Origin of the sequence: Mesorhizobium sp. CA8 (assembly GCF_020164955.1) — a bacterium.
Taxonomy (GTDB): domain Bacteria; phylum Pseudomonadota; class Alphaproteobacteria; order Rhizobiales; family Rhizobiaceae; genus Mesorhizobium.
This window is the reverse complement of the sequence record NZ_JAIUHG010000019.1, coordinates 54,950-80,612: the sequence shown is the minus strand read 5'-3', so window position 1 is coordinate 80,612 and position 25,663 is coordinate 54,950. Positions and strand designations below refer to the sequence as shown.

Here is a 25,663-nt window from a genome sequence, read left to right as displayed (position 1 = left end):
AGGCTTATCTCGGCTCGCGCGCCATGCTGAGATAGGTCGGATCGAACTCGGCGATCGTGACCAGCCGCTCCCAGTCGAGGATCGTGATCATATGGTTCGTCCAGCTGATGACGTTCATGCGTCGCAACGTGCCGATCACCCGGTTCATGTGGACGACGGACAGGCCGAGCACATCGGCCAGTTGAGCCTGCGACAGCGGCAGGTAAAAACTCATGTCGCGCGTCTTCTTCACCACCTGCAGCCTGACGAACAGCTCGCATATCAGATGCGCGAGGTGGGAGTGCTTGGAGCGGCGTCCCATGGCCACGATCCATTCGCGATGGATGGCGCCGTCGACGAGCGTGTCGAGCCACAACAGCCGGGTGAGGTGCGGCGCCTGCTCGGTAATCGTCTTGAGCTTGCTATGCTCCGCTGCGGCCACATGGCAGGGAGATAGCGCCACGATGCCATGGTCCATCGTCTTCAGCAAAAACGCATGGAGGTCGACGAAATCGCCCGCGATCTGCAGCGAGGTGAACTGGCGGCCGCCGTCCTCCAACACCCTGTAGCGGGCGGCAAACCCGTCGACGATGAGCGTGCTGTAGGTCGGCCTGGTTCCTTCCGAGACGATGTCCTCGCCGACGCCGACATATTTCTCTATCGACAGGGTGGCGGTGAGCAGCGCCTTCTCTTCCTCCGAGAGGGCGTCGTGCTGGCCGAGATTGAGATAAAGCGACTCCAGCATCCGGCGTCCTCCGTGGCATCAGCTAACGCCGCAGACAGAGGCTGGTTGCAGGCCGCGTTCGCCAAGAGCCGGCGCGGCGCTGATTTTCTCTCAGGATCAGCCCTTTGGAACCATGGCCAAGCTCGTGGATTGACCTCGAAGTTTCCGGGGCAGACTTGCCGATGCAGCGCTTCTATTTCGACCTTTACAACAGCGAGCACAGCCAGGAAGACACCGAGGGGCAGCTCTTTGCCAGCCGTGAGCGCGCCGGCATGGAGGCACTGCGCATCCTGCACGACGTCGCCCGGGACGAGATGCCGGGCGGCAAGCATCTGACCATCACCGTCAAAGTTCTGGACGAAAAACGCGACCAGATTTTCGAAGCGTCGCTGACACTGGATTCCGCCTGGACGTGAGGCGGTCGACGCTGTCGGCGCCAGCGGGGAGGCAAGCAATGTTTCCGGATTTCGACAGCCGTGAGGTCGACACCGGCGAAGCGAGGACCTTCGCCCGCTGCGCCGGCAATGGACCCGGCCTGCTCCTGCTGCATGGCTTTCCCGAATCCCATGTGATGTGGCGCGAGGTGGCTCCCGGCCTGGCACGGGATTTCACAGTCGTCTGCGCCGATTTGCGCGGCTATGGGCAAAGCTCCTGCCCGCCCTCGGCCGCCGACCATGCACCCTATGCCAAGCGCGCCATGGCCGCCGACATGGTCGTGCTGATGCAGACATTCGGCTTTCGGCGCTTCATGGTCGCGGGTCATGATCGAGGCGGGCGCGTTGCCTACCGGCTGGCACTCGACCACCCGGACCGCGTCGAGAAGCTCGCCGTGCTCGACATCATCCCCACCGCCGAGGTGTGGGACCGGGCTGATGCGAGGCTGGCGCTCGGCTATTGGCCCTGGTCGTTGCTGGCACAGCCGGAGCCGCTGCCGGAGAGAATGCTGGCGGCCGGCGCGGAAGCGGTCGTCGACAACGCGCTTTCCGGCTGGGGATCGGCGCTGATGCATTCCCGCCCGGGGTGCGGCAGGCTTATGTCGATGCGCTGCGCGATCCGGCGCATATCCACGCCATCTGTGAAGAGTATCGCGCGGCGGCCGCGCTCGACCGCCGGCATGATCGAGAGGACCAGGCAACGGGTCGTCGCATCGCCTGTCCGTTGCTGGCGCTGTGGAGCGAGCACGGGGCGCTTGCCGAGTGGTATCGGGATGAAGACGGACCACTGGGCATATGGCGGCGCTGGGCCGACGATGTCAGCGGCGGAGCGATGCCTGGCGGTCACTTCTTTCCGGAGGAGTCGCCGATCGAAACGGCGGCCACGCTGGACGCGTTCTTTTCCGGAAGATAGAAGCGCATTTTTCTCGGAAATTGTGCCGGCAGGCCAAGCCTCCTTCTGGCCTGGCGTCCTGCCGGCCTGGCTCAGGCCAGGATCAAATAGAGCAACGGAACCGCTGCCAGGCCGATTGCCATTGCAACGAGCGTGGCGTGGCCGAGACGCTCCGCGCGCCTGGCAATGTCGGCGACCTCATCCTCGTCATTGATGATATCGAGGAACGAAAGATCGGCAGGGGACGCACGCTGGTTGTCGTTGGCAGGCAGGCTGTCAGCGTCCTGCCGGGCGGGCTTTGCAGAGATGTGGGTCAAAACGTCGTCTCGCTCCGAAGCCGGTCATGCGGCCTTTTTTGTTCATGGATAGTGGTGCCCGCCGGAATTGCGCGGGGCGACCGGCGGGCACCAGAACGGCCGGCGATGGAGGGGGCTTTCTCGACGGCCGCTCCCCAAGTCGCAGAAAGCGGATTGGTTGCATAAGCCAGCCCAATGCGCCGGCCGCATGGGACTTCAGTCCGATCCGGGTCACGAAATGTTTCGAGCGGAACATTGGTTGCCGGCACCTGTTCCCCTTACTCAGGGATGCCGAACGCGTCCTTGAATTCACCCCAAAGAAAAATCCGAACCAACGGAGAATTCGATATGCCCAACCAAGGCGGAACCCACGAACAGCACGTCAAAGCCGGCCAGCAGAGCCACAAGAACCGTGACGACCAGCATCGCGGCAGCGGACAGCATCAGGCCGAGGACCGGAATATGGGTCAGCAGGGCACGGGCCAGCATCGGGGCGGCAGCGGCAACTTCGCCGAAGACCGGCAGCGTGCCTCGGAAGCTGGCCGCAAGGGCGGTCAGCGCTGAATTCAAATGGCGTCCGTGTCCTTCACGGACGCCATTTTCATTAACGCGCGGGCTCGACCCCGCGATGGAACTTCTGCCCCGCCCTCCAGTTCCTCTTCAGTCGGTTGCCCAGGGCTGCCGTCGCACGATGGTCGAACGGAGGCATCAATGTCGCTGCAAACGCTTCATCCCGAACAGGTTGACGAGACCCGCATGCAAGCCTACTCGACCTTCGGTCCTTTGCTGATCCAAGCTCTGGCGCAGAAACTTGGGCATTGCCAGGGCATGCGCGAGTTGGACAAGCTCGAACAATCGCTTGTTCGCCTGGTCGAGGAGACCGACGTTGCCGCTCCGCAGGCCGACGCCATGAAGGAGTTCGCGGTCGAGCTCGTCGTGTCGACGCTGCGCAACGTGCGCGAGCATCCGGACGCCAAGCATGATTTGGAGCAGATCGACGAACGGCGCACCGAGGGGCGCTCGGAGGATCCCAACACGCTGGAAGAACAATTGCAGTCGGGTCTCGAGGACAGTTTTCCGGCGAGCGACCCGCCAGCCGTGGTCTCGACCGCGATCACCGGCGGCGCGAAGGACATCGTCGGCACCGACGAGGTGCTGCGGCGCAAGAAGGAAGCGCGCCGCCGGCAGTCGGAGACGGCCGGCTGACGCCAAGGAAATCCAAGGAGGCCTGCGATGACCCAGGCAAAAGACAACATCCCCCATCGTCCGGGCGGGGCCCATGCGCCACAAACGGGCAGCCTGCCGACCAAGGGCGGCGACGATCCCGACGTGCGCTTCCTGGCGGAGAACACCGATCTGTCGCCGAAGCAGGCGCGCGAACTGATCCGGGAGCACGGGCACGACCGCGACAAACTCTTGAAGATTGCACGGACCATGAAAGCGGAAGGCTGACGGCTCTCCAAAGTCGGAGGGCAAACGGCCTTCTCGAAAGCGAGGTTAGCATGAGCAATTCCCCCAGAACCGGACGTCCCGGAACCTCCGATCAATGGCCGCGCTGGGAAGGCCCGAAGGCCAACAGGCCGCGCGGCTACCTGCCGGCCAAGGACGATCCCGACGAGGATCGCGACGCGGCCGGCGAGAACAACAAGGATCCGGAACGGTCCGATCTCGGCGACGTGGCCAAGAAGAAGGGTGCCTGAGACTCTCAATTCACTCAGCGCAACAAGGAGCAGGACAATGCCACGCGGAGACAAATCGAAATACACCGACAAACAGGAACGCAAGGCCGATCATATCGCCGAAGGCTATGAGAAGCGCGGCGTGTCCGAGAAGGAAGCCGAGCGTCGGGCCTGGGCGACGGTCAACAAGGACGACGCCGGGGGCAAGAAGGCAGGCGGCTCCGGCCGCGGCAAGCACACCGGCCATCCGGCGGCGCATAAGGGCGGGAAGGCTGGTGGGAAGGCGTCGGGCGAGCGATCCGCGGCCGCGCGCTCCGCTTCCGCGAAGAAGGCAGCGGCCACGCGCAAGCGCAACGCCGAGCACCACGCTCATCATTGAGGACTTCCCCTTCTCCCCTCGGGGCGAAGGCAAGAGCCTTACAGCGGCATCTCCGATGTCTGCTTGATCGTCTGGCTGGGCACGTCCGTCTTGACGTTCTGCACGCCCTTGATGCGGCTCAGATGCTCTGACTGGAAGCGGCGGTAATCATCGATGCCGCCGGCGACGATCCGGACCATCGCGTCGCAATCGCCCAGCATCAGGTAGCACTCCATCACTTCCGGGAATTTCGCCACCTCGGCGGCGAAATGCTCGATCGTGTCCTCATCCTGCTGCTTCAGCCAGATCCGGGTGAAGAAGGTCTGGCCGCGGCCTATCTTGGCCGGGTTGAGCACCGCGACATAGCGGTCGATGACGCCGGCCTCCTCCAGCAGCTTGACGCGGCGGAGGCATGGCGAGGGCGATAAGCCGACCTCCTTGGCCAGATCGTTGTTGGCCATGCGCCCGTCGCGCTGCAAGGTGCGCAGGATACGTCTGTCAATCTCGTCCAGCTTCATAGCTCAGGATTCCAATCTTTTTTCTAGCTACGCTAGCTAATGCCAAATTCTGGCAAAAATGACGCATCTTCGCAACCCGATTGCCAGGCGTTTCGGCTATTGTCCGGCCATCGACAACCCATAACCGACCGGGAGAACGGCGGCCGCAAGGCCAGCCGAAGGCAAAAGCCATGAGCGTTTCCGAAATCGCCCTCGCCGGGGGGCAAACCAGCAACGGCCGCGGCGCCGAGTTCCGGCGCGGGCTTGCCGCCTCGACGCCGGTGCTGCTCGGCATCATCCCCTACGCGCTGGTGCTCGGCGCGCAGGCAGCGCAGAAAGGCCTTTCTGTGGTCGAGGTGCCGCTGATGACCGGCCTCAACTTCGCCGGCGGTTCCGAATTCGCCGCGATCCAGCTCTGGACCTCGCCGCCGCATCTCCTGTTGATCACCGCCATCACGCTGCTGGTCAACAGCCGGCATTTCCTGATGGGCGCCGCACTCGCGCCGTTCATCAAGCACCTGCCGAAGCGAAAGGTGTTTCCTGCGCTGTTCCTGATGTGCGACGAGAGCTGGGCGGTAGGCCTCGCCGACGCGCAGCGCCGTGCCGCCGCCGGCATGCGGCCGGCCTTCAGCCTGCCTTTTTATCTAGGCGCCGGCCTGCCCTTTTATTTCGCCTGGGTGGCGTTCACGACCTGCGGCGCAGCGCTCGGCCCGGTGCTCGGCGACGTCGAGACATACGGTTTTGCGATGGCCTTCCCGGCCGTCTTTCTGGTGCTGCTTCGCGGCATGTGGAGGGGTTTGGCAGCAGCCCGGCCCTGGCTCGTCAGCCTGGCGGCGGCGGCGCTCAGCTATCTCGTCGTGCCCGGCGCCTGGTATGTGGCGGCCGGCGCGCTGTCCGGCTTGGTTGCCGCATGGTTTCTGGCAGGTGACAAATGATCGATCCGATGACCGCGCTCGCCATCCTGGCGATGGCCGGCGTGACATATCTGACCCGCATCGGCGGCTATGTGGTGCTGAGGAACCGCACGCTGAGCCCGCGCTCCACGGCGGTGATGGAGGCGGCACCCGGCTGCGTGCTGATCTCGGTGATCGCGCCGGACTTCGTTTCGAAGAACCCGGCCGATCTCGTCGCGCTGGCCATAACCGTGCTTGCCGCGTCAAGGTTGTCGATGCTGCCGACAGTGGTGATCGGGGTGGCTTCGGCGGGCGTATTGAGGTGGCTGATGGGCTAGCTCGCTCAGCCGTCGTAGAGCCCGAGCTCGTCCGGCTGGATCGAAGCGGCGTCGCCTTCGCCCGGGCCGTCCGCATGCTGCTTGAACGCGGCATCCAGCCTTTCGCTGTCGCTGCCTCGCGGATCGACTATCGCGCCGACGAGCGTATCGAGAGAAACGCCAAGCTGGTCCAGGCCAAGCTGTCTCTCGATGTCAGCTATCGCCGACGGCGATTGCCGTTTCAAGGCTTCGACGGCGTTCTTGATCGCCTTACCGTAGGACGACACTGAATCGTATTCGGCCTGATCGACGCGGAACTCATTGCCCGCGCGTTGCATCAGTCGAACCTTCGTCGCCGTGATGTTGAGGTTGTCGAGGCTGAACTTGGATGCTGGGGCCGCGGGCTCTGCCTGCACGAGGCGAAGCCCCGGTGCCGACGGCGCTGTGGATGCTGGCAGCCGGCCTGGCCGTTGGCAACAGGCGCTGCGGCTGCAGGGTCACAATGGCGATGTTGACGGTCGAGGACATTACGGGTCTCGCAGGCGCCCGTCCGTCATGGTCCGGACGCCGGACAGTCAAGCCAAGACGTCATGTCCGAGCAGAGCCAGGCAATAAGCCCGGTTGTCCTAAGAGTTCGATAGAAGGATGGCTCACCTTTTAACGATGAGCCGTGCTATCACCCCCAGGACTCAGTCGTCCCCGCCCCCGTCATGGCCTCCGCTGCCCCCGCCGCCATCGCGGCCACCACTGTCGCCGCCACCGTCGTGGCCGCCGCTGTCTGCGCCGCCGTCATGGCTGGGACCCTCCCCGCCTTCGTGGTCGCCGTCATGATCGTCGCCCTGATGATCGCCGTCCTGGTCGCCTTCATGCGAGCCGGTAGCGGCGCCGTCGCCCTTGTGCGCGGCCTCGTCGTTGTCCGCGGCTTCATGATCGTCGCTGACGCTGGATGTATTGACCTGATCGTCGTCACCTTCGATCGTGGATGGCGTCACCCCGCCGCCATGGTCCGAGCCGGCATAAGACGGCTGCGTGGCGAAGATGCCGAGCAGGCCGATTGCAGTTGCGGCAAACAAGGGAAGGGTTTTCATCCACGCGCTCCGATCCGTTCTGTGAGATCGGATCATCGTCGCGCCGGATTACGGCGCCCTTAAATGAGTGATTGCAATTTTAGGAACGTCTTATTTTTGTGCCGGCCTGGCATGTGGCCGCGACGGTGACACAGTGCCGCTTAGGGCTCTCGCCACGATCGCCTCCAGCGGCTCCGGCCGGTGCAGGAAATAGCCCTGGCCATAGGCGACGCCCATGCCCATCAGGATCTCCAGCGCGTTCTTTTCCTCGACCTTTTCGGCCACGACCGCGGCGCCCATCGAGCGGGCGATGCCGGTGATCGCCGAGACGATCTCGCGATCGAAGCGGCTGTCGGCGATGTGCTCGACGAACGAACCGTCGATCTTGATGGCATCGATGGGAAAGCGCCTGAGATATTCGAAGGAGCTCATGCCGGCGCCGAAGTCGTCGAGGCTGACGCGGCAATGGCGGAGCCTCGCCTTGCGTACGAATTCTTCCGCCGCGTCGAAATTGGTGACGGCGGCGGTTTCGGTGATCTCGAAACCGACGGCCGACGGCGACGCGCCGCTCCCGGCGATGGCCTCGTCGACGAATTCCCAGAGCTGCGGATCGGAAAGCGTCTGCGCCGACAAATTGAAGTCGAGCGAGATGGCCCCCGCGCGCATCGCCTCGCCATGGCGCGTCAGCGCGGTGCGGATGACCCAGCGGTCGAGCCGAGCGGCGAGGCCGAAGCGTTCGGCAACCGGCACGAAATCGCCGGGCGGGATCATGTTGCCGGTGTGGGCTTCGAGCCTGGCCAGCACTTCGACATGGCGGCTGTCTTCCCATGGCTGGCCGAGCCGGTGGATTTCCTGACCGAACAGCCTCAGCCGGCCGTCCTCCATCGCATCGACCAGGTCGGCCGCCAGCCGCGCGGCGTTGAGGCCGCCGGCGCCCGACGTCGTCTCCGGCGAGAATACCACGAAGCGGTCACGACCGCCGGCCTTGGCGGCGTAGCAGGCATCGTCGGCACAGGCGAGCGCGTCGGCCACGCTCATGTTGCGGTCGCGCACAAAGGCGACGCCGATGCTGGCGGCAAGCCTGCGCGAGGTGACCGCCGCGCCAAGATCGGCGTTGCGCACGGCGGCAAGCACGGCACGGGCAAGATGCTCGGCGCAAGCGTCATTGCAGTTCGGCACCAAAAGCGCGAATTCGTCGCCGCCGAGCCGCGCCGCATGCGCCGAAGCGGGCAGGCTGGCGAGGATTCCCGCCGCGACGCTCTTCAGCGCCAGGTCCCCTGCGGCATGGCCGGCATAGTCGTTGAGCGCCTTGAAGTAGTCGAGGTCGACATAGAACACGGCAAGCGGCAGCCGCTCGGCCATGGGGATGTTCTCGGCAAGCATCCGGCCGAAGGCCGAACGGTTGAGTAGCCCGGTCAACGCATCGTGACGCGCGGCGAAGGCAAGCTCCTCGGCGCGCGTCTTCTCCTCGGTGACGTCGCGTACGGTGCCCAGAATCTGACCGGCCGAGCCGACATCGGCAATGAAGCGCACCAGCGATTCGATATGGCGGACCTGGCCGTCACGCCGGACTATGCGATATTGTGTGGCTGTCACGCTTTCAGAGCCCGGCAGCGGCAGATGAGCGCGCTCGATGGCCTCCTTGTCGTCAGGGTGGAGATAGGTGTGCCAGAGTTCGGCCGTCACCTCGTCTGTATCGCTGCCCAACCCGAAGATGTCCCTGGTGCGGGCGTCCCAATAGCTCTTGTTGGTGCCGATGTCGTAGTGCCAGATGCCGGTGCCGCTGGCGGCAAGCGCGAGCCGCAAACGGACATTGACCTGCTCAAGCGCGGCCTCGGCCTCTTTCTGCCTGGTGATGTCGGTCTGCACCCCCATCAGGCGCAGCGGCTTGCCTTCAGCATCGCGCTCGACGATGCCGCCGCGGTCGAGCACCCAGACCCAGTGGCCGTCCCTGTGCTTCAGGCGCAGTTCTGTCTCGATGAATTCGGTGTGACCGGCGATATGGCGGTCGCCGCTCGCCAGCGCCCGCTCGCGGTCGTCGGGATGGGTGAGCTTCAGCCAGAGATCGGAGCTGTCGGCGAGCTCGCCCTCGGCATAACCCAGCATCCGCCACCAGGTCGGCGAATAGTAGCAGTCGCCGGTCGCGAGATTCCAGTCCCACAGGCCGAGCTGGGCGCGATCGAGCGCCACCGCCCAGAATTCGCCATTGCGTTTGTCGTCGTCCGCCATTCTTTGTTCTTGCCGTCCTGCCCCGGCAATACTGCATGAAAGCAGAGAAGAAAGGGTTACCGGCTCCCCATTAAGGATGAGCCGGACAGGGCGGATATGGCGCGAAACCCTTCGCGCTCGGTCATTCTAGCGCGGAGCGGTAGCGAAGCGACGCGCAGACCCGAGGATGACGACATCACGAGGCCACCGCCAACCTTCTTCGCACCACCGCCGTAACTTTTCCTCAATTGCTCTCAGGCAGTCTGCAGGAACACCTCTTCCGGCGCCATCCCGACTAGCTCGGCAAAGCGGCCATGGTCGGTCGCGCCCTCGGAGTTGACGACGAGCACGCGCGCATGCGTATCGAGGCCGAGCGCGGCGCGCATATCCCTGTCGCCCGTGGCGCGGACCAGCCCGGCTAGGCCTGCCCCGCCGCTCTCGCCGGAGATGATCGCCGGATCGTTGCCCAAGGGCCGCGCCAGCCGCTTCATCACCGCGACCGCGTCCTCTTCTTCCACCATCATAAAGGCGTCGCCGACGCGCGCCAGCACGCGCCAGGCGACGAGGGAAGGCTCGGCGCATTCGAGCATCGTCATCACGGTCGGCTGCTGATTTGCGATCGTTGCCGGACGTCCGGCCTCAGCCGAAGCGTAGACGCAGGCCGAGCGCCGCGGCTCGACCACCACAGCCTTCGGCCGCCGTTCGCCGAGCATGACCGCCATATGGCCGGCGATCGCCGCCGCGAAGCCGCCGACGCCGGCCTGCAGGAAGACATGCGTTGGCGGCTCGGTCATGCGCCGCAGCGTCTCGCGCACGATCACCGTATAGCCCTGCATGACCAGCCCGGGAACGCGCTCGTAGCCCAGCCAGGACGTGTTGGAGATGATTTTCCAGCCGCGCTCGGCGCCGACGCGGGCGACTTCGCGCACCGCATGGTCATAGCCGCCCTCGACCTCGACAATCTCGGCGCCGAAGCTTGCAATGGCCGCGACACGCTCGGCACTTACGCCAGCATGGACGTAGATCACCGAACGCGCGCCGACGAGGCCGGCCCCCTGCGCCACCGAACGGCCATGGTTGCCATCGGTTGCGCAGCAGAATGTCATCTGAGCGGCGATGGCGCGCAGCTTGGGATCGTTGATCTCGTCGATATCGACAGCGCGGCCGAAGCGCTTGCCGGCCTCCTCAAGCACCAGCCGCATGACGGCATAGGCGCCGCCCAGCGCCTTGAAGCTGCCAAGGCCAAGACGCTGGCCTTCATCCTTGACGTGAAGCGCCGCGATGCCGAGCTCCTCGGCCAACGCCGGCAAGTCGTGCAGCGGCGTCTCCGCATAGTTGTGGCGCGCCTTGAGGTAAAGCTCGGCCCGCTCTCCTCCCGCGATGCCGAGCGACTCGGCATCGGCGGCAACCAACGGCTGGTTGTGTTCTGGACGTTGGTTGAGAAGCAGCATGCTAGTCTTCCTGCGAGGCACTGAACTCTGTTGGTGGGCGCGATTCGGGCACGATTCTGGACGATTAATTGGCTAGTGATTGAAGTTTGTTTCGATTGGATGTCGCCGGATGTTCGCTTCTGGACGACCCGATACAGCCAACATGACTATTTTTGTGGGTATTTCGCCCCCCGCGGCACGCCCATCAGGGTTCCTCCCGCGATCAGTCGGCCGCCAGCCGGGCGGCAACGCCAAGCAGGATGTTGGCGCCGGCGACCAGTTCGTCGGGAGCGGTGAATTCGGCGGGGTTGTGGCTGATGCCGCCCCGGCTCGGCACGAAGATCATCGCCGACGGCGCGATGCGCGCGATCATCTGCGCGTCGTGGCCGGCGCCGGAAGTCATGCGCCGGCAGGACAGGCCGGCGGCCCTGGCGCCGTCCTCGATCAGCGAGACGATCCCGGCATCGAAGGTAACCGGCTCGAAACGCGCCAGGCTGTCAGCATGGAGGGTGACGCCGGCGCTTGCAGCAAGCTCGTCGAGGAAGGCGGCGAGAGCCGCTTCCTGTTCGCGAAGATGCGTTTCGTTCGGATCGCGCTGGTCGATGGTGAAGGTCGCGCGCGATGGGATGACATTGATCGCGTTCGGCTCGAAGGCGATGGTGCCGACAGTCGCGACCGTGCGCGTCGACGAGGCGCCGGCGCGGTCGGCGAGGAAGCCGATCACGCGCGCGGCGGCGACGCCTGCGTCCTTTCGCATCGACATCGGCGTGGTGCCGGCGTGGTTGGCCTCGCCGTCGATGGTAATGCGCTGCCAGGAAATGCCCTGCAGGTTCTCGACCGCGCCGATGGCAATACCCTCGCGCTCGAGCACCGGCCCCTGCTCGACATGCAGCTCGACATAGGCATGCGGCTTGAGGAAGCCGGGCTCGTGCATCCCGGCATAGCCGATGCGCTCCAGTTCCTTGCCCAGCACCGTGCCGTCGGTGCCGACCGAGGCCAGCGCTTCTCCCAGGTCCCGGCCACCGGCAAAGACCAGTGAGCCCATCATGTCGGGCGAAAAGCGCACGCCCTCCTCGTTGGTGAAGGCGGCGACGACGAGCGGGCGCGCCGGCGCGAAGCCGGCCTCCTTCAGGCTCTCGATCGCTTCGAGGCCGGCCAGCACGCCATAGCAGCCGTCATAGATGCCGGCGTCGATCACCGTATCGATATGCGAGCCGAGCATGACCGGCGCCTGGCCCGCATTGGCGTCGTCCCGCCAGATGCCGAAAATGTTGCCGATGCGGTCGACGGCGATTTCAAGCCCCGCCTCTCTTAGCCAGCCGACGAGACGGTCGCGACCGAGCCTGTCCATGTCCGAGGCGGCGACGCGGACCAGCCTGCCCTGCGCATCGCGGCCGATTCCGCCGAGTTCCTGGATGCGACCTAGAAGCCGGTCGGCGTTGATCGTCAGATTGCTCATGCCGGCAGCCTTGCGTTTGGGACTTCATCCGGCGCCATGCCGACGAGCTCGGCATAGCGACCGGGGTCGGTCGCGCCTTCGGAATTGATGATCAGCACGCGGGAGTTCCCATCGAGGCCGAGCGCCGCCCGGATCTTCCTGTCGCCGGTGGCGCGGATCAGCCCGGCGAGCCCCGCCCCGCCGCTCTCGCCGGAGACGATTGCCGGGTCATTGCCCGAAGGCCGTGCCAGACGGTTCATCACGGCGACTGCATCTTCCTCGTCCACGGTCATGAAGGCATCGCCGATCCGCGACAGAACGCGCCAAGCGACCAGCGACGGTTCGTAGCATTCGAGCATCGCCATGACGGTCGGCTTGCTGTGCGCGATCGTGACCGGACGTCCGGCTTTGGCCGTCTCATAGACGCAGGCCGCCCGCTTCGGCTCGACCACTGTCACGGTCGGCCGCGCCTCGCCAAGCGCAATGATGAGATGACCGGCCACCGCCGCGGCGAAGCCGCCGACGCCGGCCTGAAGGAAGACGTGGGTGGGCGGCTCACGCAAGCGCTTCAGCGATTCGCGCACGATCACCGTGTAGCCCTGCATGACCAGCCCCGGGATGCGCTCATAGCCCGGCCAGGACGTGTCGGAGACGACCGTCCAGCCGCGCTCGGCGGCGACGCGGGCGGCTTCCCTGACCGACTGGTCGTAATCGCCGGCGACGCGCACGATCTCGGCGCCGAAGCGAGCGATGGCCGCCACGCGTTCGTTGCTGACGCCCGAATGGACGAAGATGACCGAGCGCGCGCCGACAAGGCCGGCGCCCCGCGCCACCGAGCGTCCATGGTTGCCGTCGGTGGCGCAGGCGAAGGTCATCTGAGCGGCGATCGCCTTCACCTCAGGCTTGTGCAGGTCCTCGACCGCGACGGCGCGGCCGAGCTGCCTGGCTGCCTCCTCCAGCACCAGATGCATGACGGCATAGGCGCCGCCCAACGCCTTGAAGCTGCCGATGCCGAGGCGCCTGCCCTCGTCCTTGACGTGCAGCGCGCCGATGTCGAGCTCGGCCGCCAGCGCCGGCAGGGCGTGCAGAGGCGTCTCGGCATGGTTGTCGCGCGCGGCAAGGAAGCGCTCGGCCTGCCTGGCGCCGGCGAGCCCAAGTGTCGCGGCGTCCTCCTCGGTCAGCGGCTGGCGATGGTCCGGGTGGTGATTGAGCAGGAACATGGTCGGCTTTCTCCGTCTTGATGACTGAAGTTTATTGCAAGCCGAGTGAGGAAGGCGCTCTGTTTTGCCGATTGAAATGCAAGTTTGTTTCGTTTGGAATGCTGCCATGTCCGTTTCGCCCGAACTCGACGCCTTTGACCGTGCCATCCTCGCCATCCTGCAGAAGGACAACGCCACGCCGCAACGCGCCATCGGCGAAAAGGTGAACCTCTCGGCGCCGGCGGTGCAGCGGCGCATCAAGCGCATGGAGGAGACGGGCGTCATCCGCGCCAATGTCGCGCTGGTCGACCCAGCCAAGGTCGGCCACCCGATCGCCATATTCGTCGAGGTCGAGGTGGAGAGCGAGCGCGCCGAGCTGATCGACGCCGCCAAGCGCGGCTTCGCCGAAGTGCCCGAAGTGCAGCAATGCTACTACGTCACCGGCGAGGCAGATTTCATCCTCGTCGTCACCGTGGCGAGCATGGCCGACTACGAGGCGCTGACCAGGCGGCTATTCTTCGAGAACAACAACGTCAAAAGGTTTCGCACGTTCGTCGCGATGGACCGGGTGAAGGTGGGGCTGGAGGTGCCGGTGGGCGGGCCAGCATAATGGTTCGGAAAATATCACGTATCATACTGCGATACATACCAAAACGTATCATGGCAAGATACGCATCATGGAAGTCAGATGATCCGGTGTTTAAGGACAGAGCAACCGAGGCAGTTTCGACAGGCAAAGCTCCGAAAGGGTTTCCGGCAGACCTCGTTTGTGTCGCCAGCGGAAGCTGTTCATGCTCGACAACGCGACCGAACTGGCCGACCTCAAGATACCGCCAGGGAACCGGCCTGAAGCCCTGAAACGGGATCGTGCCGGCCAGCATTCGATCCGGATCAACGACCAGTTCCGAGTCTGCTTTCGTTGGGTGGATGGCGGAGCCGAGAATGTGGAAATTACTGACTATCACTGAGCGAACTAATCATTCCGCCAAACCAACACGCTCTTCCCGTATGGGAGTGGAAAAATGGATCAAACTCGATGTTCCTATTCACCCAAGCGAGATACTGAGGACGGAGTTCCTTGAGCTGCTCGATTTGAAGCCCTACACCCTGGCGAAGAAGCTTCATGTAGCGCGCACGCGCATCGAGCGTCTGGCCAATGAGACAACACCTGTTACACCGGACACGGCTTTGCGCCTCGCAAAGTTCTTCGGCACCACACCGCAGTTCTGGATGAACATGCAGGCCAGTTACGACTTGGCTGTCGAGGGCGCGTCGCTTCAGGAAAAACTCAAAGAGATCGAGCGGTTCGAGACGGCAGCCTAGGAGCTATTGCCTCGCGGGCCCAGCCGCCGCGCATAAACCTCCCCGACAATCCCGCGTCTAAAAATCAGAACGCAGATCATGAAGATCAGGCCGGTGGCGATCGTCACAGGGAAGCCGGAGGTGGCCAGCGTATTCTCCAGGCCGACCACCAGGCCGGCGCCCACCACCGGGCCGACCATGGTGCCAATGCCGCCGAGCAGCGTCATCAGGATCACCTCGCCCGACATCTGCCAAGTGACGTCGGTGAGTGTCGCGAACTGGAAGACGATCGCCTTGGTCGCACCTGCAAGGCCGGCAAGCGCCGCCGACATGACGAAGGCGGCTAGCTTGTAGCGACCGACGGAATAGCCGAGCGAAATGGCGCGGTTCTCGTTCTCGCGGATCGAACGCAGGATCATGCCGAAAGGCGAGTTGACGATGCGCCAGACGGCGAAGACGCCGATCAGGAAGATGGCAAGCACGAAGAAGTACATGTTCATGGTGACGCCGAGATCGACGACGCCGAAGAGATGCCCACGCGGCACGCCCTGGATGCCGTCCTCGCCCTCGGTGAAAGGCGCCTGCACGCAGAAGAAATAGAACATCTGCGCCAGCGCCAGCGTGATCATCGAGAAATAGATGCCCTGCCGGCGGATGGCGAGGAAACCCATGACGAGGCCCATCAGCGCTGCACCCGCGGTGCCGAGCAGGATGGCTGCTTCCGGTGGCCAGCCCCACGCCTTTACCGCGTAGGCGCAGAAATAGGCGGCACCGCCGAAGAAAGCGGCGTGGCCGAAGGAGAGCAGACCGGTGTAGCCGAGCAAGAGGTTGAAGGCGCAGGCGAACAGCGCGAAGCACAGCATCTTCATCACGAAGATCGGGTAGATGGCGAAGGGCGCGGCGATCAGCGCCACGATGCCCAGCGCGATCAGCACCCGTTCCAGCCTCACGGAGGCGGCGGCGCGTTCTGCGTGAAGGGTCGCCTCGCTCATCTCAGGCGTCCCTTCCGAACAGGCCGGCGGGCCTGAGCAAAAGCACGATCGCCATGATGACGAAGACGACGAGGTTCGAGGCCTCGGGATAGAAAACCTTGGTCAGGCCCTCGGCGAGGCCGAGCATGTAACCGGTGACGATGGCGCCGAGGATCGAGCCCATGCCGCCGACCACAACGACGGCGAAGACGACGATGATCAGATCCGAACCCATCAGCGGGCTGACCTGGTAGACAGGAGCGGCGAGAATGCCGGCGAGCCCCGCAAGGCTCGCGCCCAGCCCGTAGGTGAGCGTGAGCAGAAGCGGCACGTTGACGCCGAAGGCTTGAACCAGTTCCGGGTTCTCGGTGGCGGCGCGCAGGTAGGAGCCGAGCCTGGTCTTCTCGATCAGGAGCCAGGTGCCGATGCAGACGATCAGCGAAGCCGCCACCACCCAGCCGCGATAGTTGGGCAGGAACATGAAGCCGAGATTGGTGCCGCCGGCAAGCAGCGTCGGCACGGCGTAGGGATTGCCGGAGACGCCGTAATAATAGCGGAACACGCCCTCGATGACCAAGGCGAGGCCGAAGGTGAAGAGCAGGCCATAGAGCGGATCGAGGCGGTAGAGATGCGACAGGGCCAGACGCTCGACCGCCATGCCGAACAGGCCGACGGCAAGCGGCACTAGAACCAGCGCCGGCCAATAGCCGATGCCCAAATGCACCAGCAGCAGATAGCCGATGAAGGCGCCCAGCATATAGAGCGCGCCATGGGCGAAATTGATGATGCGCAGCAGGCCGAAGATGATAGCGAGACCGAGGCTGAGCATGGCGTAGAAGGAGCCGTTGATCAGGCCGACGAGGAGTTGGCCGAGAAGCGCCTGGATGGGGATGCCGAAGATCATGGTCATTGCGCCATCATACCCCCAGCACCTCGTGCAGCTTGTCGGTGTGCGCGGAAAGCTGGCCGACCGGGAATCCCTCCACCACCTTGCCATTGTCCATCAGATAAAAACGGTCGGCGATGCGGGCGGCGAAGCGGAAATTCTGCTCGACCAGAAGGATGGTCATGCCTCGCTTTTTCAGCGTCGCCAGCAATTCGCCGATGCGCTGGACGATGACCGGCGCGAGACCTTCGGTCGGCTCGTCGAGCAAAAGCATCTCGACGCCGGTCCTCAAGATCCGCGCGATGGCCAGCATTTGTTGTTCGCCGCCGGACAGCTTCGTGCCCTGGCTGTTCCGGCGCTCCTTGAGGTTGGGGAAGAGTTCGAAAATTTCCTCCACGCTCATGCCGCCCTTGGCCACGACCGGCGGCAGGACGAGATTCTCGTCCACCGTGAGGGTGGCGAAGATGCCGCGCTCCTCCGGCACGAAGCCGATACCTTGATGGGCGACGCGGTGCAGCGGCAGGCGGATAAGGTCCTTGCCGTTGAAGGTGACGGAGCCGGTGCGCTTGCGGATCAGCCCCATGATGGCGCGCAATGTGGTGGTCTTGCCGACGCCGTTGCGGCCGAGCAGCGTCACGGTCTCGCCGCGCATGACATCGAGGTCGACGCCATGCAGCGCATGGCCCTCGCCGTACCAGGCGTGGAGGTCGCGCACGGCCAGCAGCCGCTCACTCATGCTCCGTCCCCATATAGGCGACGCGCACGCGCTCGTCCTGGCTGACGGTGGCATAGTCCCCGGCCGCCAGGACCTGGCCGCGCTGCATGACGGTGATCCAGTCGCAGAGATCGGCGACGACGGTAAGGTTGTGCTCGACCATCAGCACGGCGCGATCCTTGGCCAGCGAGCGGATGATGCCAGAGATCATGCCGACATCCTCATGCCCCATGCCGGCCATCGGCTCGTCGAGCAGAAGCACTTTCGGATCGAGAGCCAGCGTGGTGGCGATCTCCAGCACGCGCTTCCTGCCATAGGAGAGATCGCCGGCGAGACGATGCGCGGCGTCGTCAAGGCCGACGATGGCGAGCAATTCGCGCGCCCTTGGCGTGAGCTGGTCCAGCGCCGAGACGGGGCGCCAGAACTGGTAGCCCAGCCCGCTTGGACGCTGCAGCGCCACGCGCACGTTGTCTAGCACCGAGAGGTGCGGAAAGATCGCCGAGATCTGAAAGGAGCGCACGAGGCCCATCCGCGCCACTTTGGCCGGCGGCGTGCGGGTGATGTCGGAGCCGAGCAATTCGATCCTGCCGCTGGTCGGCTGCAGGAACTTGGTCAACAGGTTGAAAATGGTCGTCTTGCCGGCCCCGTTCGGGCCGATCAGCGCATGGATCTTCGCGTGGTGGACGTCGAGGTCGACATCCTTCACCGCGACGAAGCCGGCGAAGTCGCGCCTGAGGCCGCGGGCGGAAAGCACCACCCGCGGCGCCTGATCCGTGCCGTCCGGACGGACAGCGGTGGCGGTGTCGAGCGTCACTTGGTGACGAGCGGGCAGCCGCTGTCCTCGGCCTTCATGAAGGCCTTGTCGCCCGGAATCGTCGCCAGATAGGTGTAATAGTCCCAGTCCTTCTTCGACTCTTCCGGCTTCTTGACCTGGTAGAGATACATATCGTGCACCATCGAGCCGTCGGGCTGCACCTTGCCGTTGGCGGTGAAGACGTCGTTGACCGGCATCTCATGCAGCTCCTTGGCCACTGCCTCGGTCCCGTCGGTGCCGGCCTTGTCGATGGCCTTCAGATACTGCGTCACCGCCGAATAGGTGCCGGCCTGGATCATGTTGGGCATGCGGTTGGTGCGCTTGAAGAAGCGCTGGGCGAATTCGCGGCTCTTGTCGTCGCGGTCCCAGTAAAAGGCTTCGGTCAGCACCACGCCCTGCGCCGCCTGAAGGCCCAGCCCATGCACTTCGGCAAGCGTGAAGAGGAGCGCGGCCAGCCGCTGGCCGCCGGCGACGATGCCGAACTCGGCTGCCTGCTTGATCGAGTTCGAGGTATCGAGGCCGGCATTGGCAAGCCCGACGATCTTGGCACCCGAGGACTGCGCCTGGAGCAGGAAGGAGGAATAGTCGGTGGAGCCGAGCGGATAGCGCACTTCGCCCAGCACCTTGCCGCCGCTCGCCTCGACCAGCTTGGCGGTCTGGTCCTTCAGCGAATAGCCGAAGGCATAGTCGACGGTGATGAAATACCAGCTGTCGCCGCCCTGCTTGACCAGCTCGCCGCCCGTGCCGACGGCCTGCGAATGGGTATCATAGGCCCAGTGGAAGCCGTAGGGCGAGCACTGCTTGCCGGTGAGGTCGGTGGCGGCCGCGCCGGTGACGATGTCGATCTTCTTCTTTTCCTTGGAAAGCCCCTGGACGGCCAAGGCCACGGACGATGTCGTGAGCTCCATGATCGCGTCGACCTGCTGGGTGTCGTACCACTGGCGCGCGATGTTGGAGGCGATGTCGGGCTTGTTCTGATGGTCGGCGCTGACGATCTCGATCGGCGCGCCTTGTACCTTGCCGCCGAAATCCTCCACCGCCATCTTGGCCGCCTCGACCGACCACTTGCCGCCGAAATCGGCGTAAACACCCGACTGGTCGTTCAAGATGCCGATCTTGACCTTGCCGTCGGAAATTTCGCCGGCCGCTGCCGGCATTGCGGATGCCGCAAGAAGCGCGGCCGAGACGAGACAGGATGCTTTCACTGGTGGTTCCTCCCTGGTAGCCAACCACGGGAAACGCGGCGGCCTCGCAATGGTTCAACAGTTCCTTCGGATTTTGGATTGGAGCCTCGATCCCGCTCTGCCGCTCCTCCTCTCGCGGACCTCCGGTTTGCGGGCTGGGCCGCGACGTGCCTTGGGTGCACGTGCGCGAGCCTAACATCACCTTTCGCGAGCCGAGAATGCTATTTTCGTAGCATGGCAGATAGATGGATCGAGAGGCGATCGCGCGGCGATGAGGCGCCCGGGACGATCTAACGCGAGCGGCGGCTTTTTTATCCTTTTTGTTGCCCTGATCGGCCAAGTTGCATGCACCCATATAGCCTTTTCCCAAACTGGGAACAGAGGAACTCTAATTGGGAAACATTCACCTGATCGACACCTGCTCACCACGATAGCGGCTTGCCGTCGCGAAAAAAGCTGCCGGTCGGGCCGTCGTCGGGCAAGGTCGCGGCCCAGACGATGCCGGCCGCGCCTTGCGCGACGGGGCGACCGCCCGGGCCGCCCATGTCGGTCGCGACCCAACCGGGACAGATCGAATTGACCAGGACACCTGCACCGCGCAGCTCAGCCGCCAGGATGCGGGTCAGCGCGTTGAGCGTCGCCTTGCTGGTCGAATAGGCCGGCGCGCCGGCACCCATCGAAGCGAGCGAGCCGCCTTCCGACGAGACGTTGACCAATCGGCCGTGGCCGGAAGCGCCAAGCAGCGGCGCGAAGGCGGCAGCAACACGCCAGGCGCCGAAGACGTTGGTCTCGAAGGCCTCGCGGATGACCGTCCAGTCGGGCATGAGCGCCCGCGCCGAAGGGTCGTAATGGATGGCGGCGTTGTTGACCAAAACGTCCAGCCGGCCGAACCGGCTCTCGACCTCGGCCGCGGCGCGCGCGGCTGCTTCGGGCGCGCCGACATCCAGCGCGATGGCCTCGACGGCGCCGCCAAGCTTCCTTGCCGCCGCCTCGCCCTTGGCAAGATCGCGGACGCCGATGAGCACGGTGAATCCGAGTTCTGCAAGCTGGCGCGCCGTCTCCAGGCCGATGCCGCGATTGCCGCCGGTGACGAGCGCCACCTTGCCGGAATGATCTGTGTTGGTGGTCATTGCTCCTGCTCCTGTCCGGTGTGTCGGCAGCAAGATCGCATCGATCGGACCAAATGATTAGAGCGCGGAATTCGCACGCATCGTGCGATTGGGCTCATGAAAGACCTGCCCAGCCGGATGCGCGGCCGCCTTAATCGCAAGCGGTGCTTGATCGCCAAGTGACCGTTGCGGCCGCGCTTGCGAAGCGGCCATCCCATTCCGCAATAGGAAAGCGCCAGACACAATCGGGAAACAAGATTCAACGGTCGGGAAAAACTCGCGAAAAGAGCCGGTGTCATAACGGCAACCGGAGCAGCCGACCACTACGGCGCGCGACAACAGACATTGATCCTAACCAAGGAATGCCGATTATGAAAAAGACCCTTCTTTCCGCACTCGGCCTCGCCGTCGCTCTCGCTTTCGCGGTGCCCGCCGCCAACGCCCAGACCACCACCGCTCCGGCGACGAGCACCACTGCTCCTGCCACGACCACTGCTGCCCCGGCCGCTAACGAGACGGCGAAAGCCGGCGCCAATGGCCCGCACAAGAAGCTCAGGAAGCATCATCGCCGCCATCACGGCCGCAAGCATCATATGCGGAAGCACACCCGGCACCACATGAGGAAGCATCACGTGCGCAGGCACCATGTGAAGAAGCATGTTGCAAAGAAGGCCGTATAACGCGTTTCGACCTTCACGACCGGATGATCCGGGACCGCTTGCTAAGGGTTCAGGATCATCGCTTCCCGAAGACGCCGCCCTCCCTCCGGGGCGGCGTTTTTGTTTCCGGTTCCTAGTCGGGCAAACCGGCAACCACGTTTCGGGATCACGTCTTACTTCTTCTGCGGGTGGATCGTCTCGCCGCGCTTCAGCATTGCCACCAGATCGGCGATCTTCTTCTTGCGCCCTGCCTCGGTCTTCATGTTGTGGGTGCGGAAGGCGAGCGCGAAGCGGTTCTGCGCCGAAAGCTTGTCCAGCATCGCTTTCGCCTTGGGCTCGGCATCGATCGCGGCCTGCAGGTCGGGCGGGATGGTCATCTCCTTCGATCCGCCATAGGCACGGTCCCAGCGACCGTCGGCCTTGGCCGCCTCGACCTGCTTGAGGCCATGCTCGGTCATGCGGCCCGCCTCGATCAGGCGCGCGACATTGTCGATGTTGATCTTGCTCCAGATGCTCTTTTTGCCGCGCGGGGTGTAACGCTGCAGGAAACTCTTCTCGTCGAGCGACTTGCGCACCGCGTCGATCCAGCCGAAGCAAAGCACGACGTCGATCGCCTCCTTCGGCGTGATCGATGGCAGCCCCGAGCCGACCTTGTGGATCGTGATCCAGACTTCGCTTTCGCTGGCGTGATTGTCGGCAAGCCATGCATAGAAGCTCTCCGCATCGGGGAACTCGCGCACCTTGCCTGGGTCGACCTTGATCGGGGCCATCGTCACCTCATGTTCATTGTCTCGACTTGCAGCTAGAACGATTCCGCCCCGGCTGTAGCCTTCAATGGTGCCAGTTTCTGTGGGCAGGCGGCATATGCCATCGGAGTTTCCGATGGCGCCATCGATTTCTTCCGTTTCCGCTTCGCGCCAGGGTCTGCCAAACCTCCTTGCAAAGGAAAGGCATGGACATGGACAAGCAAAGAATCCTGGTCGTCGGCGGCAGCTCGGGCATGGGGCTGGCGCTTGCCAGACGATGCCTCGAGGAAGGCGCGCACGTCATCATCGCCGGGCGCGGCGAAGCGAAGCTGAGCGCGGCGCAGGAAGAGCTCGGCCGCCGGGACACGCTCGAAACGGCGGTGGTTGACATCAGCCGCGAGGATGAGGTCGCAGCGCTTTTCGAGCGCATCGGCAGGCTCGACCATATCGTCAGCACGGCGGCCGACATCGAAGGCGCCTACCGGCTGTTGCCGGAGATCGAGCTTTCAGCCGCGCAAAAGGTGGTGGAAAGCAAATTCTACGGACCGTTGCTTCTCGCCAAGCATGGCGCGCCGAAGCTGCCGCCGAGCGGCTCGCTCACCTTCGTCTCCGGTATAGCGGCCTACCGGCCGGCGGCGCGCGGCGCGGTCGTCGCGGCCGTCAACGCCGCGTTGGAAGGGCTGGTGCGGGCTTTGGCCGTCGAACTGGCGCCGATCCGCGTCAACGCCGTCTCGCCGGGTTGGGTCGACACGCCGATCTGGGAGTTCGTCGCGGGCGACAGGAAGGCGCAGACCCTGGCCGCCATGGCGGAGCGCCTGCCCGCTGGGCGCGTCGGACGGCCGGAGGATATTGCGGACGCAATCCGCTTCCTGATCGGCAACGGCTTCACGACCGGAGAGACGCTGCATGTCGAGGGCGGGCACCGGCTGGTGTGACCGGGACCAAGCCCTCCGCTAGAGCGGTGAGCAGTGCCTTGAGCGCGGGCGGCTGGACGCGCCGGCGGCGCCACACCATCACGATGTCGGCAGAGCGGACCGAGCCGGGCCAGGCAAGCTCGGCGACCTCGCCGCGATCGATCGCGACGGCGACCGCCAGCCGCGGCACCAGACCAAAGCCGGCGCCCGCCGCCACCAGCCCAGCGATGGCGTCGATGCTGCCGGCCTCGGCGGCCAGCCTTGGCCTGCCCAACCCGGCCTCGGCAAATGCCTTGTCGACCATGGCGCGGTAGACGCAGCCTGTCTCGGTGGCAACGAACTGCTTCTCGGCCAGCGTCGCCAGATCGACATCCGCGCGGTTGTCGCCGGGCGGCGCGATCAACGCCAGCGGCTCGGCCGCCACGATGCGCCTGGCAAAGCGCGGGTCCGGCTCACCGGCATTGGATTGCTCGAAGCAGAAAATGACGTCGATCTCGCCGTCGCCCAACCGGCGCAGCAACTCGCCGCTGCCGGCGATCCGGAGCTTGATGTCGATGCCGGGATGATCGGCGCGAAAACCAGCGAGCCATGGCGCCAGCCTTGCCGCGGCGATCGTCTCCAGCGCGCCGATCGACAGGCTGCCGGCCGCCTCGGCGCTGGTGGCATCGATGGCGGCGCGGGCCTCGTCGGCAAGCGCCAGCAAGTCCTCGGCATAGGGTTTCAGCGCCTCGCCCGCCGGCGTCAGGGTGAGCCCCTGTCGCGAGCGGGTGAAGAGGCTGGCGCCAAGCTCGGTTTCCAGCACCTGGATCTGGTCGCTGACGCTCGACTGCGCGAGATTGACCTCGCGCGCCGCGCGCGTGACGTTGCGGGTGCGCGCGACCGCCAGAAAGGTCTTCAGCAGCCTGGGATGCATCTGCGCTTCGGGGCTACTGCAGCTGCGGCTTCTTCAGGAAGGAATTGCGGTCGGCCGATTTGACGCGCAGCCAGGTCTCGCGGCCGTCGCGCACCACGCGCAGCGGGATTTCCGAGCCGGCCGGGTTCTGCCAGAGTTTTCTGTAGAAATCGGCAAGACCGTCAACCTCGCCGTCGCGCACATCGGAGATGATATCGCCTTGACGTAGACCAGCCTTTGCCGCGGGGCCGCCTTCGGCCACGCTCATCACCACCACCATGCCGTTCGACTCGGCCGAGAAGGCGCCGAGCCACGGGCGCGGCGCCTTCGCCGCCTGGCCGCGCTTGACGAGATCGTCGAGGATCGGCGTCAAGAGATCGATCGGCACGACCATGTTGATGTCGGCCACCTCGCCCGCCCGGCTCATCTGCAGGCGCAGCGAGCCGACGCCGAGCAGCTTGCCGGCGCGGTCGAACAGCGCGGCGCCACCCCAGGACGGGTGCGCGGGCGCCGTGAAGATCGCTTCGTCGATCAGGTATTCCCAATAGCCGGCGAATTCCTGCTTGGTGACGATGTGGGCGTCGACCTGCTGGCCGATGCCGTCGGCCAACGTCACGGCATCGCCGATATTGGCCTTCCTGGCGCTGCCGAACTGGACCGGGGGCAGGCCGAGCGGCGCCAGCGCCTGGACGAGACCGAAGCCGGTCTCCTGGTCATAGGCCAGCGCATGTGCCGCGACCACGCGGCCGTCCTGGTCGGTCAGCCACACTTCCTCGGCCTCGGTGATGAGATAGCCGATGGTGAGCACAAGCCCATTGTCGCGGATCACCACGCCGCTGCCCTCGCGGCGCGTGCCAAGCGCATTGGCGGTGAAAGCGTCGTCCGGCACCGTGGCGCGCACGGCAACGACGGAGCGCGAAATTTTCTCGATGGTCATCGATCCATCCTGCATTGCGGGTCTTTGCTTATAAGTATGGCCGAAGGAGCGCCGTGCAAGGGCGGATTTCCCCCTCGCCCAGGCTGGCACAAGCGCTAGTTCAACGAAGATTGAACTTTTTTCTTTGACGCGCGCGGAACCGCACCTAAGTCTAGCGGCATCGGTGGCTGGACTTCCCGCCGCTCACGCAACACAGGGCCCCAACATGGACCAATACACCCCGCCGAAAGTCTGGACCTGGAACAAGCCGAATGGCGGCGAGTTCGCTTCGATCAACCGGCCGATCGCGGGCCCGACGCATGAGAAGGAACTGCCGGTCGGCAAACACCCGCTTCAGCTCTACTCGCTGGCAACGCCCAATGGCCAGAAGGTGACGATCATGCTGGAGGAGCTTCTGGCGCTCGGCCACAAGGGCGCCGAATACGATGCCTGGCTGATCAAGATTGGCGACGGCGAGCAGTTCGGCAGCGGATTCGTCAAGGTCAATCCAAATTCGAAAATCCCGGCGCTGATGGACCATAGCGAGCCGAAGCCGGTGCGCGTGTTCGAATCCGGCTCGATCCTCACCTATCTTGCCGAGAAATTCGGCGAATTCCTGCCGACCGAGCGCGCGGCGCGCGCAGAGACCTTCTCGTGGCTGTTCTGGCAGATGGGCTCCGCGCCCTATCTCGGCGGCGGCTTCGGCCATTTCTACGCCTATGCGCCGCACCAGATCGAATATGCGATCGACCGCTTCGCCATGGAGACCAAGCGGCAGATGGACGTGCTCGACCGCAGGCTGGCCGAGAGCGAATATCTCGCCGGCCCCGACTACACCATCGCCGACATTGCGGTTTGGCCCTGGTATGGCGGGCTCGCCAAGGGCCGCAGCTATACCAACTCGGCGGAGTTCCTCTCGGTGCATGAATACAAGAACGTGCAGCGCTGGGCCGACGCGATCGACGCGCGGCCGGCGGTAAGCCGCGGGCGCATGGTCAACCGTATGTCCGGCGATCCCGTCTTCCAGCTGCGCGAGCGCCACGACGCCAGCGACTTCGAGACCAAGACGCAGGATAAGCTGCAGGCGGCGGAGTGAGGTAATCTCCCCCCCTCGCGCGGGAGATTGGCTGTCGCCAGCGCCCCG

At 64.8% G+C, this 25,663-nt stretch carries 30 protein-coding genes and 3 pseudogenes; 15 read left to right on the top strand and 18 right to left on the bottom strand.

What is annotated here, in order from left to right; translation table 11 throughout:
* Nucleotides 1–4: 4 nt before the first annotated feature.
* Nucleotides 5–724: a Crp/Fnr family transcriptional regulator gene (locus LB553_RS20330; RefSeq protein ID WP_224516096.1), complete on the bottom strand. Its 720-nt coding sequence runs from the start codon at nucleotides 722–724 to the stop codon at nucleotides 5–7.
* Nucleotides 725–885: 161 nt separating this feature from the next.
* On the opposite strand from LB553_RS20330, the gene LB553_RS20325 reads away from it, so the two are divergent.
* Nucleotides 886–1,119 (top strand): DUF6894 family protein, encoded by a 234-nt coding sequence (locus tag LB553_RS20325; protein WP_224516095.1) that lies wholly within the window; start codon nucleotides 886–888, stop codon nucleotides 1,117–1,119.
* 38 nt (nucleotides 1,120–1,157) lie between these two features.
* Nucleotides 1,158–2,050: pseudogene (locus tag LB553_RS20320) on the top strand (alpha/beta fold hydrolase).
* A gap of 71 nt (nucleotides 2,051–2,121) precedes the next feature.
* Here LB553_RS20320 and LB553_RS20315 read toward each other — a convergent pair.
* The gene (locus LB553_RS20315) at nucleotides 2,122–2,346 is read right to left on the bottom strand and encodes a hypothetical protein (protein ID WP_224516094.1); all 225 of its coding nucleotides are present in this window, start codon (nucleotides 2,344–2,346) and stop codon (nucleotides 2,122–2,124) included.
* A 441-nt stretch (nucleotides 2,347–2,787) separates the two neighbouring features.
* Here LB553_RS20315 and LB553_RS20310 point away from each other — a divergent pair.
* From LB553_RS20310 to LB553_RS20290, 5 genes and pseudogenes are all read left to right on the top strand, one after another.
* Nucleotides 2,788–2,883 (top strand): annotated as a pseudogene (locus tag LB553_RS20310) (KGG domain-containing protein); the annotation flags it as partial.
* A gap of 153 nt (nucleotides 2,884–3,036) precedes the next feature.
* Entirely contained in the window at nucleotides 3,037–3,531 is a 495-nt protein-coding gene (locus LB553_RS20305; RefSeq protein WP_224516093.1) for a hypothetical protein, read from the top strand.
* Nucleotides 3,532–3,558: 27 nt separating this feature from the next.
* Nucleotides 3,559–3,777: a hypothetical protein gene (locus LB553_RS20300; RefSeq protein ID WP_224516167.1), complete on the top strand. Its 219-nt coding sequence runs from the start codon at nucleotides 3,559–3,561 to the stop codon at nucleotides 3,775–3,777.
* Between the two features lie 50 nt (nucleotides 3,778–3,827).
* Nucleotides 3,828–4,025, top strand: coding sequence for a hypothetical protein (locus LB553_RS20295; protein ID WP_224516092.1), 198 nt, complete (start codon nucleotides 3,828–3,830; stop codon nucleotides 4,023–4,025).
* Nucleotides 4,026–4,062: 37 nt separating this feature from the next.
* Nucleotides 4,063–4,383 (top strand): plasmid stabilization protein, encoded by a 321-nt coding sequence (locus tag LB553_RS20290; RefSeq protein ID WP_095768382.1) that lies wholly within the window; start codon nucleotides 4,063–4,065, stop codon nucleotides 4,381–4,383.
* A 38-nt stretch (nucleotides 4,384–4,421) separates the two neighbouring features.
* Here the strand turns inward: LB553_RS20290 and LB553_RS20285 are convergent, their stop codons facing one another.
* On the bottom strand, nucleotides 4,422–4,880 hold the full coding sequence (locus LB553_RS20285) for an Lrp/AsnC family transcriptional regulator (RefSeq protein WP_224516091.1): 459 nt from the start codon (nucleotides 4,878–4,880) through the stop codon (nucleotides 4,422–4,424).
* Between the two features lie 170 nt (nucleotides 4,881–5,050).
* Between LB553_RS20285 and LB553_RS20280 the strand changes: the two genes are divergently transcribed.
* On the top strand, nucleotides 5,051–5,794 hold the full coding sequence (locus LB553_RS20280; RefSeq protein ID WP_224516090.1) for an AzlC family ABC transporter permease: 744 nt from the start codon (nucleotides 5,051–5,053) through the stop codon (nucleotides 5,792–5,794).
* Nucleotides 5,791–6,090, top strand: a complete 300-nt coding sequence (locus LB553_RS20275) for an AzlD family protein (protein WP_224516089.1) — start codon at nucleotides 5,791–5,793, stop codon at nucleotides 6,088–6,090. Before LB553_RS20280 ends, LB553_RS20275 begins: the two co-directional genes overlap by 4 nt.
* A gap of 5 nt (nucleotides 6,091–6,095) precedes the next feature.
* Here the strand turns inward: LB553_RS20275 and LB553_RS20270 are convergent, their stop codons facing one another.
* The 6 genes from LB553_RS20270 to LB553_RS20245 form a co-directional block, all read right to left on the bottom strand.
* Complete coding sequence (locus LB553_RS20270; RefSeq protein ID WP_224516088.1) at nucleotides 6,096–6,407, bottom strand: hypothetical protein; 312 nt, start codon at nucleotides 6,405–6,407, stop codon at nucleotides 6,096–6,098.
* Nucleotides 6,408–6,758: 351 nt separating this feature from the next.
* Nucleotides 6,759–7,157: a hypothetical protein gene (locus LB553_RS20265; protein ID WP_224516087.1), complete on the bottom strand. Its 399-nt coding sequence runs from the start codon at nucleotides 7,155–7,157 to the stop codon at nucleotides 6,759–6,761.
* Nucleotides 7,158–7,247: 90 nt separating this feature from the next.
* Nucleotides 7,248–9,365 carry an EAL domain-containing protein gene (locus tag LB553_RS20260; protein ID WP_224516086.1) on the bottom strand — a complete coding sequence of 706 codons (2,118 nt, stop codon included), beginning with the start codon at nucleotides 9,363–9,365 and terminating at the stop codon, nucleotides 7,248–7,250.
* Between the two features lie 233 nt (nucleotides 9,366–9,598).
* Complete coding sequence (locus tag LB553_RS20255; protein ID WP_224516085.1) at nucleotides 9,599–10,795, bottom strand: diaminopropionate ammonia-lyase; 1,197 nt, start codon at nucleotides 10,793–10,795, stop codon at nucleotides 9,599–9,601.
* A gap of 202 nt (nucleotides 10,796–10,997) precedes the next feature.
* Nucleotides 10,998–12,233, bottom strand: a complete 1,236-nt coding sequence (locus LB553_RS20250) for a Zn-dependent hydrolase (RefSeq protein ID WP_224516084.1) — start codon at nucleotides 12,231–12,233, stop codon at nucleotides 10,998–11,000.
* A complete protein-coding gene (locus tag LB553_RS20245; protein WP_224516083.1) occupies nucleotides 12,230–13,432 on the bottom strand; it encodes a diaminopropionate ammonia-lyase in 1,203 nt (400 codons plus the stop codon). Before LB553_RS20245 ends, LB553_RS20250 begins: the two co-directional genes overlap by 4 nt.
* Nucleotides 13,433–13,538: 106 nt before the next feature.
* Here LB553_RS20245 and LB553_RS20240 point away from each other — a divergent pair, with 106 nt between their 5' ends.
* The 3 genes and pseudogenes from LB553_RS20240 to LB553_RS20230 all read left to right on the top strand — a co-directional run bounded on the left by LB553_RS20240 (nucleotide 13,539) and on the right by LB553_RS20230 (nucleotide 14,734).
* Nucleotides 13,539–14,021, top strand: a complete 483-nt coding sequence (locus LB553_RS20240) for an Lrp/AsnC family transcriptional regulator (RefSeq protein ID WP_224516082.1) — start codon at nucleotides 13,539–13,541, stop codon at nucleotides 14,019–14,021.
* 50 nt (nucleotides 14,022–14,071) lie between these two features.
* Nucleotides 14,072–14,379 (top strand): annotated as a pseudogene (locus LB553_RS30710) (type II toxin-antitoxin system RelE/ParE family toxin).
* Entirely contained in the window at nucleotides 14,354–14,734 is a 381-nt protein-coding gene (locus LB553_RS20230) for a HigA family addiction module antitoxin (protein ID WP_318011512.1), read from the top strand. Before LB553_RS30710 ends, LB553_RS20230 begins: the two are co-directional and overlap by 26 nt.
* On the opposite strand, the gene LB553_RS20225 is transcribed toward LB553_RS20230, so the two are convergent.
* The 6 genes from LB553_RS20225 to LB553_RS20200 form a co-directional block, all read right to left on the bottom strand.
* Complete coding sequence (locus LB553_RS20225; RefSeq protein WP_224516081.1) at nucleotides 14,731–15,705, bottom strand: branched-chain amino acid ABC transporter permease; 975 nt, start codon at nucleotides 15,703–15,705, stop codon at nucleotides 14,731–14,733. The genes LB553_RS20230 and LB553_RS20225 overlap by 4 nt on opposite strands.
* 1 nt (nucleotide 15,706) lies before the next feature.
* Nucleotides 15,707–16,594 carry a branched-chain amino acid ABC transporter permease gene (locus LB553_RS20220; RefSeq protein ID WP_224516080.1) on the bottom strand — a complete coding sequence of 296 codons (888 nt, stop codon included), beginning with the start codon at nucleotides 16,592–16,594 and terminating at the stop codon, nucleotides 15,707–15,709.
* 7 nt (nucleotides 16,595–16,601) lie between these two features.
* A complete protein-coding gene (locus LB553_RS20215) occupies nucleotides 16,602–17,306 on the bottom strand; it encodes an ABC transporter ATP-binding protein (RefSeq protein WP_224516079.1) in 705 nt (234 codons plus the stop codon).
* Nucleotides 17,299–18,099: an ABC transporter ATP-binding protein gene (locus LB553_RS20210; RefSeq protein WP_224516078.1), complete on the bottom strand. Its 801-nt coding sequence runs from the start codon at nucleotides 18,097–18,099 to the stop codon at nucleotides 17,299–17,301. The genes LB553_RS20215 and LB553_RS20210 overlap by 8 nt, the downstream gene beginning before the upstream one ends.
* Nucleotides 18,096–19,304: an ABC transporter substrate-binding protein gene (locus LB553_RS20205; protein ID WP_224516077.1), complete on the bottom strand. Its 1,209-nt coding sequence runs from the start codon at nucleotides 19,302–19,304 to the stop codon at nucleotides 18,096–18,098. Before LB553_RS20205 ends, LB553_RS20210 begins: the two co-directional genes overlap by 4 nt.
* 401 nt (nucleotides 19,305–19,705) lie before the next feature.
* Nucleotides 19,706–20,413, bottom strand: coding sequence for an SDR family NAD(P)-dependent oxidoreductase (locus tag LB553_RS20200; RefSeq protein WP_224516076.1), 708 nt, complete (start codon nucleotides 20,411–20,413; stop codon nucleotides 19,706–19,708).
* Between the two features lie 350 nt (nucleotides 20,414–20,763).
* Between LB553_RS20200 and LB553_RS20195 the strand changes: the two genes are divergently transcribed.
* On the top strand, nucleotides 20,764–21,072 hold the full coding sequence (locus tag LB553_RS20195; RefSeq protein ID WP_224516075.1) for a hypothetical protein: 309 nt from the start codon (nucleotides 20,764–20,766) through the stop codon (nucleotides 21,070–21,072).
* A gap of 152 nt (nucleotides 21,073–21,224) precedes the next feature.
* Here LB553_RS20195 and LB553_RS20190 read toward each other — a convergent pair whose 3' ends face one another.
* Nucleotides 21,225–21,821: a YdeI/OmpD-associated family protein gene (locus LB553_RS20190; protein WP_224516074.1), complete on the bottom strand. Its 597-nt coding sequence runs from the start codon at nucleotides 21,819–21,821 to the stop codon at nucleotides 21,225–21,227.
* A 182-nt stretch (nucleotides 21,822–22,003) separates the two neighbouring features.
* On the opposite strand from LB553_RS20190, the gene LB553_RS20185 reads away from it, so the two are divergent.
* Entirely contained in the window at nucleotides 22,004–22,732 is a 729-nt protein-coding gene (locus LB553_RS20185) for an SDR family oxidoreductase (protein WP_224516073.1), read from the top strand.
* Here the strand turns inward: LB553_RS20185 and LB553_RS20180 are convergent.
* Both LB553_RS20180 and LB553_RS20175 read right to left on the bottom strand, forming a co-directional pair.
* Nucleotides 22,683–23,624, bottom strand: a complete 942-nt coding sequence (locus LB553_RS20180; RefSeq protein WP_224516072.1) for a LysR family transcriptional regulator — start codon at nucleotides 23,622–23,624, stop codon at nucleotides 22,683–22,685. The genes LB553_RS20185 and LB553_RS20180 overlap by 50 nt on opposite strands.
* 13 nt (nucleotides 23,625–23,637) lie before the next feature.
* Nucleotides 23,638–24,540 carry a S1C family serine protease gene (locus LB553_RS20175; RefSeq protein WP_224516071.1) on the bottom strand — a complete coding sequence of 301 codons (903 nt, stop codon included), beginning with the start codon at nucleotides 24,538–24,540 and terminating at the stop codon, nucleotides 23,638–23,640.
* A 205-nt stretch (nucleotides 24,541–24,745) separates the two neighbouring features.
* Here LB553_RS20175 and yghU point away from each other — a divergent pair, with 205 nt between their 5' ends.
* Nucleotides 24,746–25,615: a glutathione-dependent disulfide-bond oxidoreductase gene (gene yghU, locus LB553_RS20170; protein WP_224516070.1), complete on the top strand. Its 870-nt coding sequence runs from the start codon at nucleotides 24,746–24,748 to the stop codon at nucleotides 25,613–25,615.
* Nucleotides 25,616–25,663 lie beyond the last annotated feature (48 nt).

Coding starts and splice junctions, on each gene's coding strand:
- LB553_RS20240 (WP_224516082.1), top strand. CDS start 13,539: ATGTCCGTTTCGCCCGAACTCGACGCCTTTGACCGTGCCATCCTCGCC.
- LB553_RS20195 (WP_224516075.1), top strand. CDS start 20,764: ATGAAAAAGACCCTTCTTTCCGCACTCGGCCTCGCCGTCGCTCTCGCT.
- LB553_RS20250 (WP_224516084.1), bottom strand. CDS start 12,233: ATGAGCAATCTGACGATCAACGCCGACCGGCTTCTAGGTCGCATCCAG.
- LB553_RS20220 (WP_224516080.1), bottom strand. CDS start 16,594: ATGACCATGATCTTCGGCATCCCCATCCAGGCGCTTCTCGGCCAACTC.
- LB553_RS20265 (WP_224516087.1), bottom strand. CDS start 7,157: ATGAAAACCCTTCCCTTGTTTGCCGCAACTGCAATCGGCCTGCTCGGC.
- LB553_RS20200 (WP_224516076.1), bottom strand. CDS start 20,413: ATGACCACCAACACAGATCATTCCGGCAAGGTGGCGCTCGTCACCGGC.
- LB553_RS20325 (WP_224516095.1), top strand. CDS start 886: ATGCAGCGCTTCTATTTCGACCTTTACAACAGCGAGCACAGCCAGGAA.
- LB553_RS20185 (WP_224516073.1), top strand. CDS start 22,004: ATGGACATGGACAAGCAAAGAATCCTGGTCGTCGGCGGCAGCTCGGGC.
- LB553_RS20270 (WP_224516088.1), bottom strand. CDS start 6,407: ATGCAACGCGCGGGCAATGAGTTCCGCGTCGATCAGGCCGAATACGAT.
- LB553_RS20330 (WP_224516096.1), bottom strand. CDS start 724: ATGCTGGAGTCGCTTTATCTCAATCTCGGCCAGCACGACGCCCTCTCG.
- yghU (WP_224516070.1), top strand. CDS start 24,746: ATGGACCAATACACCCCGCCGAAAGTCTGGACCTGGAACAAGCCGAAT.
- LB553_RS20260 (WP_224516086.1), bottom strand. CDS start 9,365: ATGGCGGACGACGACAAACGCAATGGCGAATTCTGGGCGGTGGCGCTC.
- LB553_RS20180 (WP_224516072.1), bottom strand. CDS start 23,624: ATGCATCCCAGGCTGCTGAAGACCTTTCTGGCGGTCGCGCGCACCCGC.
- LB553_RS20215 (WP_224516079.1), bottom strand. CDS start 17,306: ATGAGTGAGCGGCTGCTGGCCGTGCGCGACCTCCACGCCTGGTACGGC.
- LB553_RS20230 (WP_318011512.1), top strand. CDS start 14,354: ATGTGGAAATTACTGACTATCACTGAGCGAACTAATCATTCCGCCAAA.
- LB553_RS20305 (WP_224516093.1), top strand. CDS start 3,037: ATGTCGCTGCAAACGCTTCATCCCGAACAGGTTGACGAGACCCGCATG.
- LB553_RS20225 (WP_224516081.1), bottom strand. CDS start 15,705: ATGAGCGAGGCGACCCTTCACGCAGAACGCGCCGCCGCCTCCGTGAGG.
- LB553_RS20290 (WP_095768382.1), top strand. CDS start 4,063: ATGCCACGCGGAGACAAATCGAAATACACCGACAAACAGGAACGCAAG.
- LB553_RS20275 (WP_224516089.1), top strand. CDS start 5,791: ATGATCGATCCGATGACCGCGCTCGCCATCCTGGCGATGGCCGGCGTG.
- LB553_RS20255 (WP_224516085.1), bottom strand. CDS start 10,795: ATGCTGCTTCTCAACCAACGTCCAGAACACAACCAGCCGTTGGTTGCC.
- LB553_RS20175 (WP_224516071.1), bottom strand. CDS start 24,540: ATGACCATCGAGAAAATTTCGCGCTCCGTCGTTGCCGTGCGCGCCACG.
- LB553_RS20190 (WP_224516074.1), bottom strand. CDS start 21,821: ATGGCCCCGATCAAGGTCGACCCAGGCAAGGTGCGCGAGTTCCCCGAT.
- LB553_RS20285 (WP_224516091.1), bottom strand. CDS start 4,880: ATGAAGCTGGACGAGATTGACAGACGTATCCTGCGCACCTTGCAGCGC.
- LB553_RS20295 (WP_224516092.1), top strand. CDS start 3,828: ATGAGCAATTCCCCCAGAACCGGACGTCCCGGAACCTCCGATCAATGG.
- LB553_RS20245 (WP_224516083.1), bottom strand. CDS start 13,432: ATGTTCCTGCTCAATCACCACCCGGACCATCGCCAGCCGCTGACCGAG.
- LB553_RS20280 (WP_224516090.1), top strand. CDS start 5,051: ATGAGCGTTTCCGAAATCGCCCTCGCCGGGGGGCAAACCAGCAACGGC.
- LB553_RS20300 (WP_224516167.1), top strand. CDS start 3,559: ATGACCCAGGCAAAAGACAACATCCCCCATCGTCCGGGCGGGGCCCAT.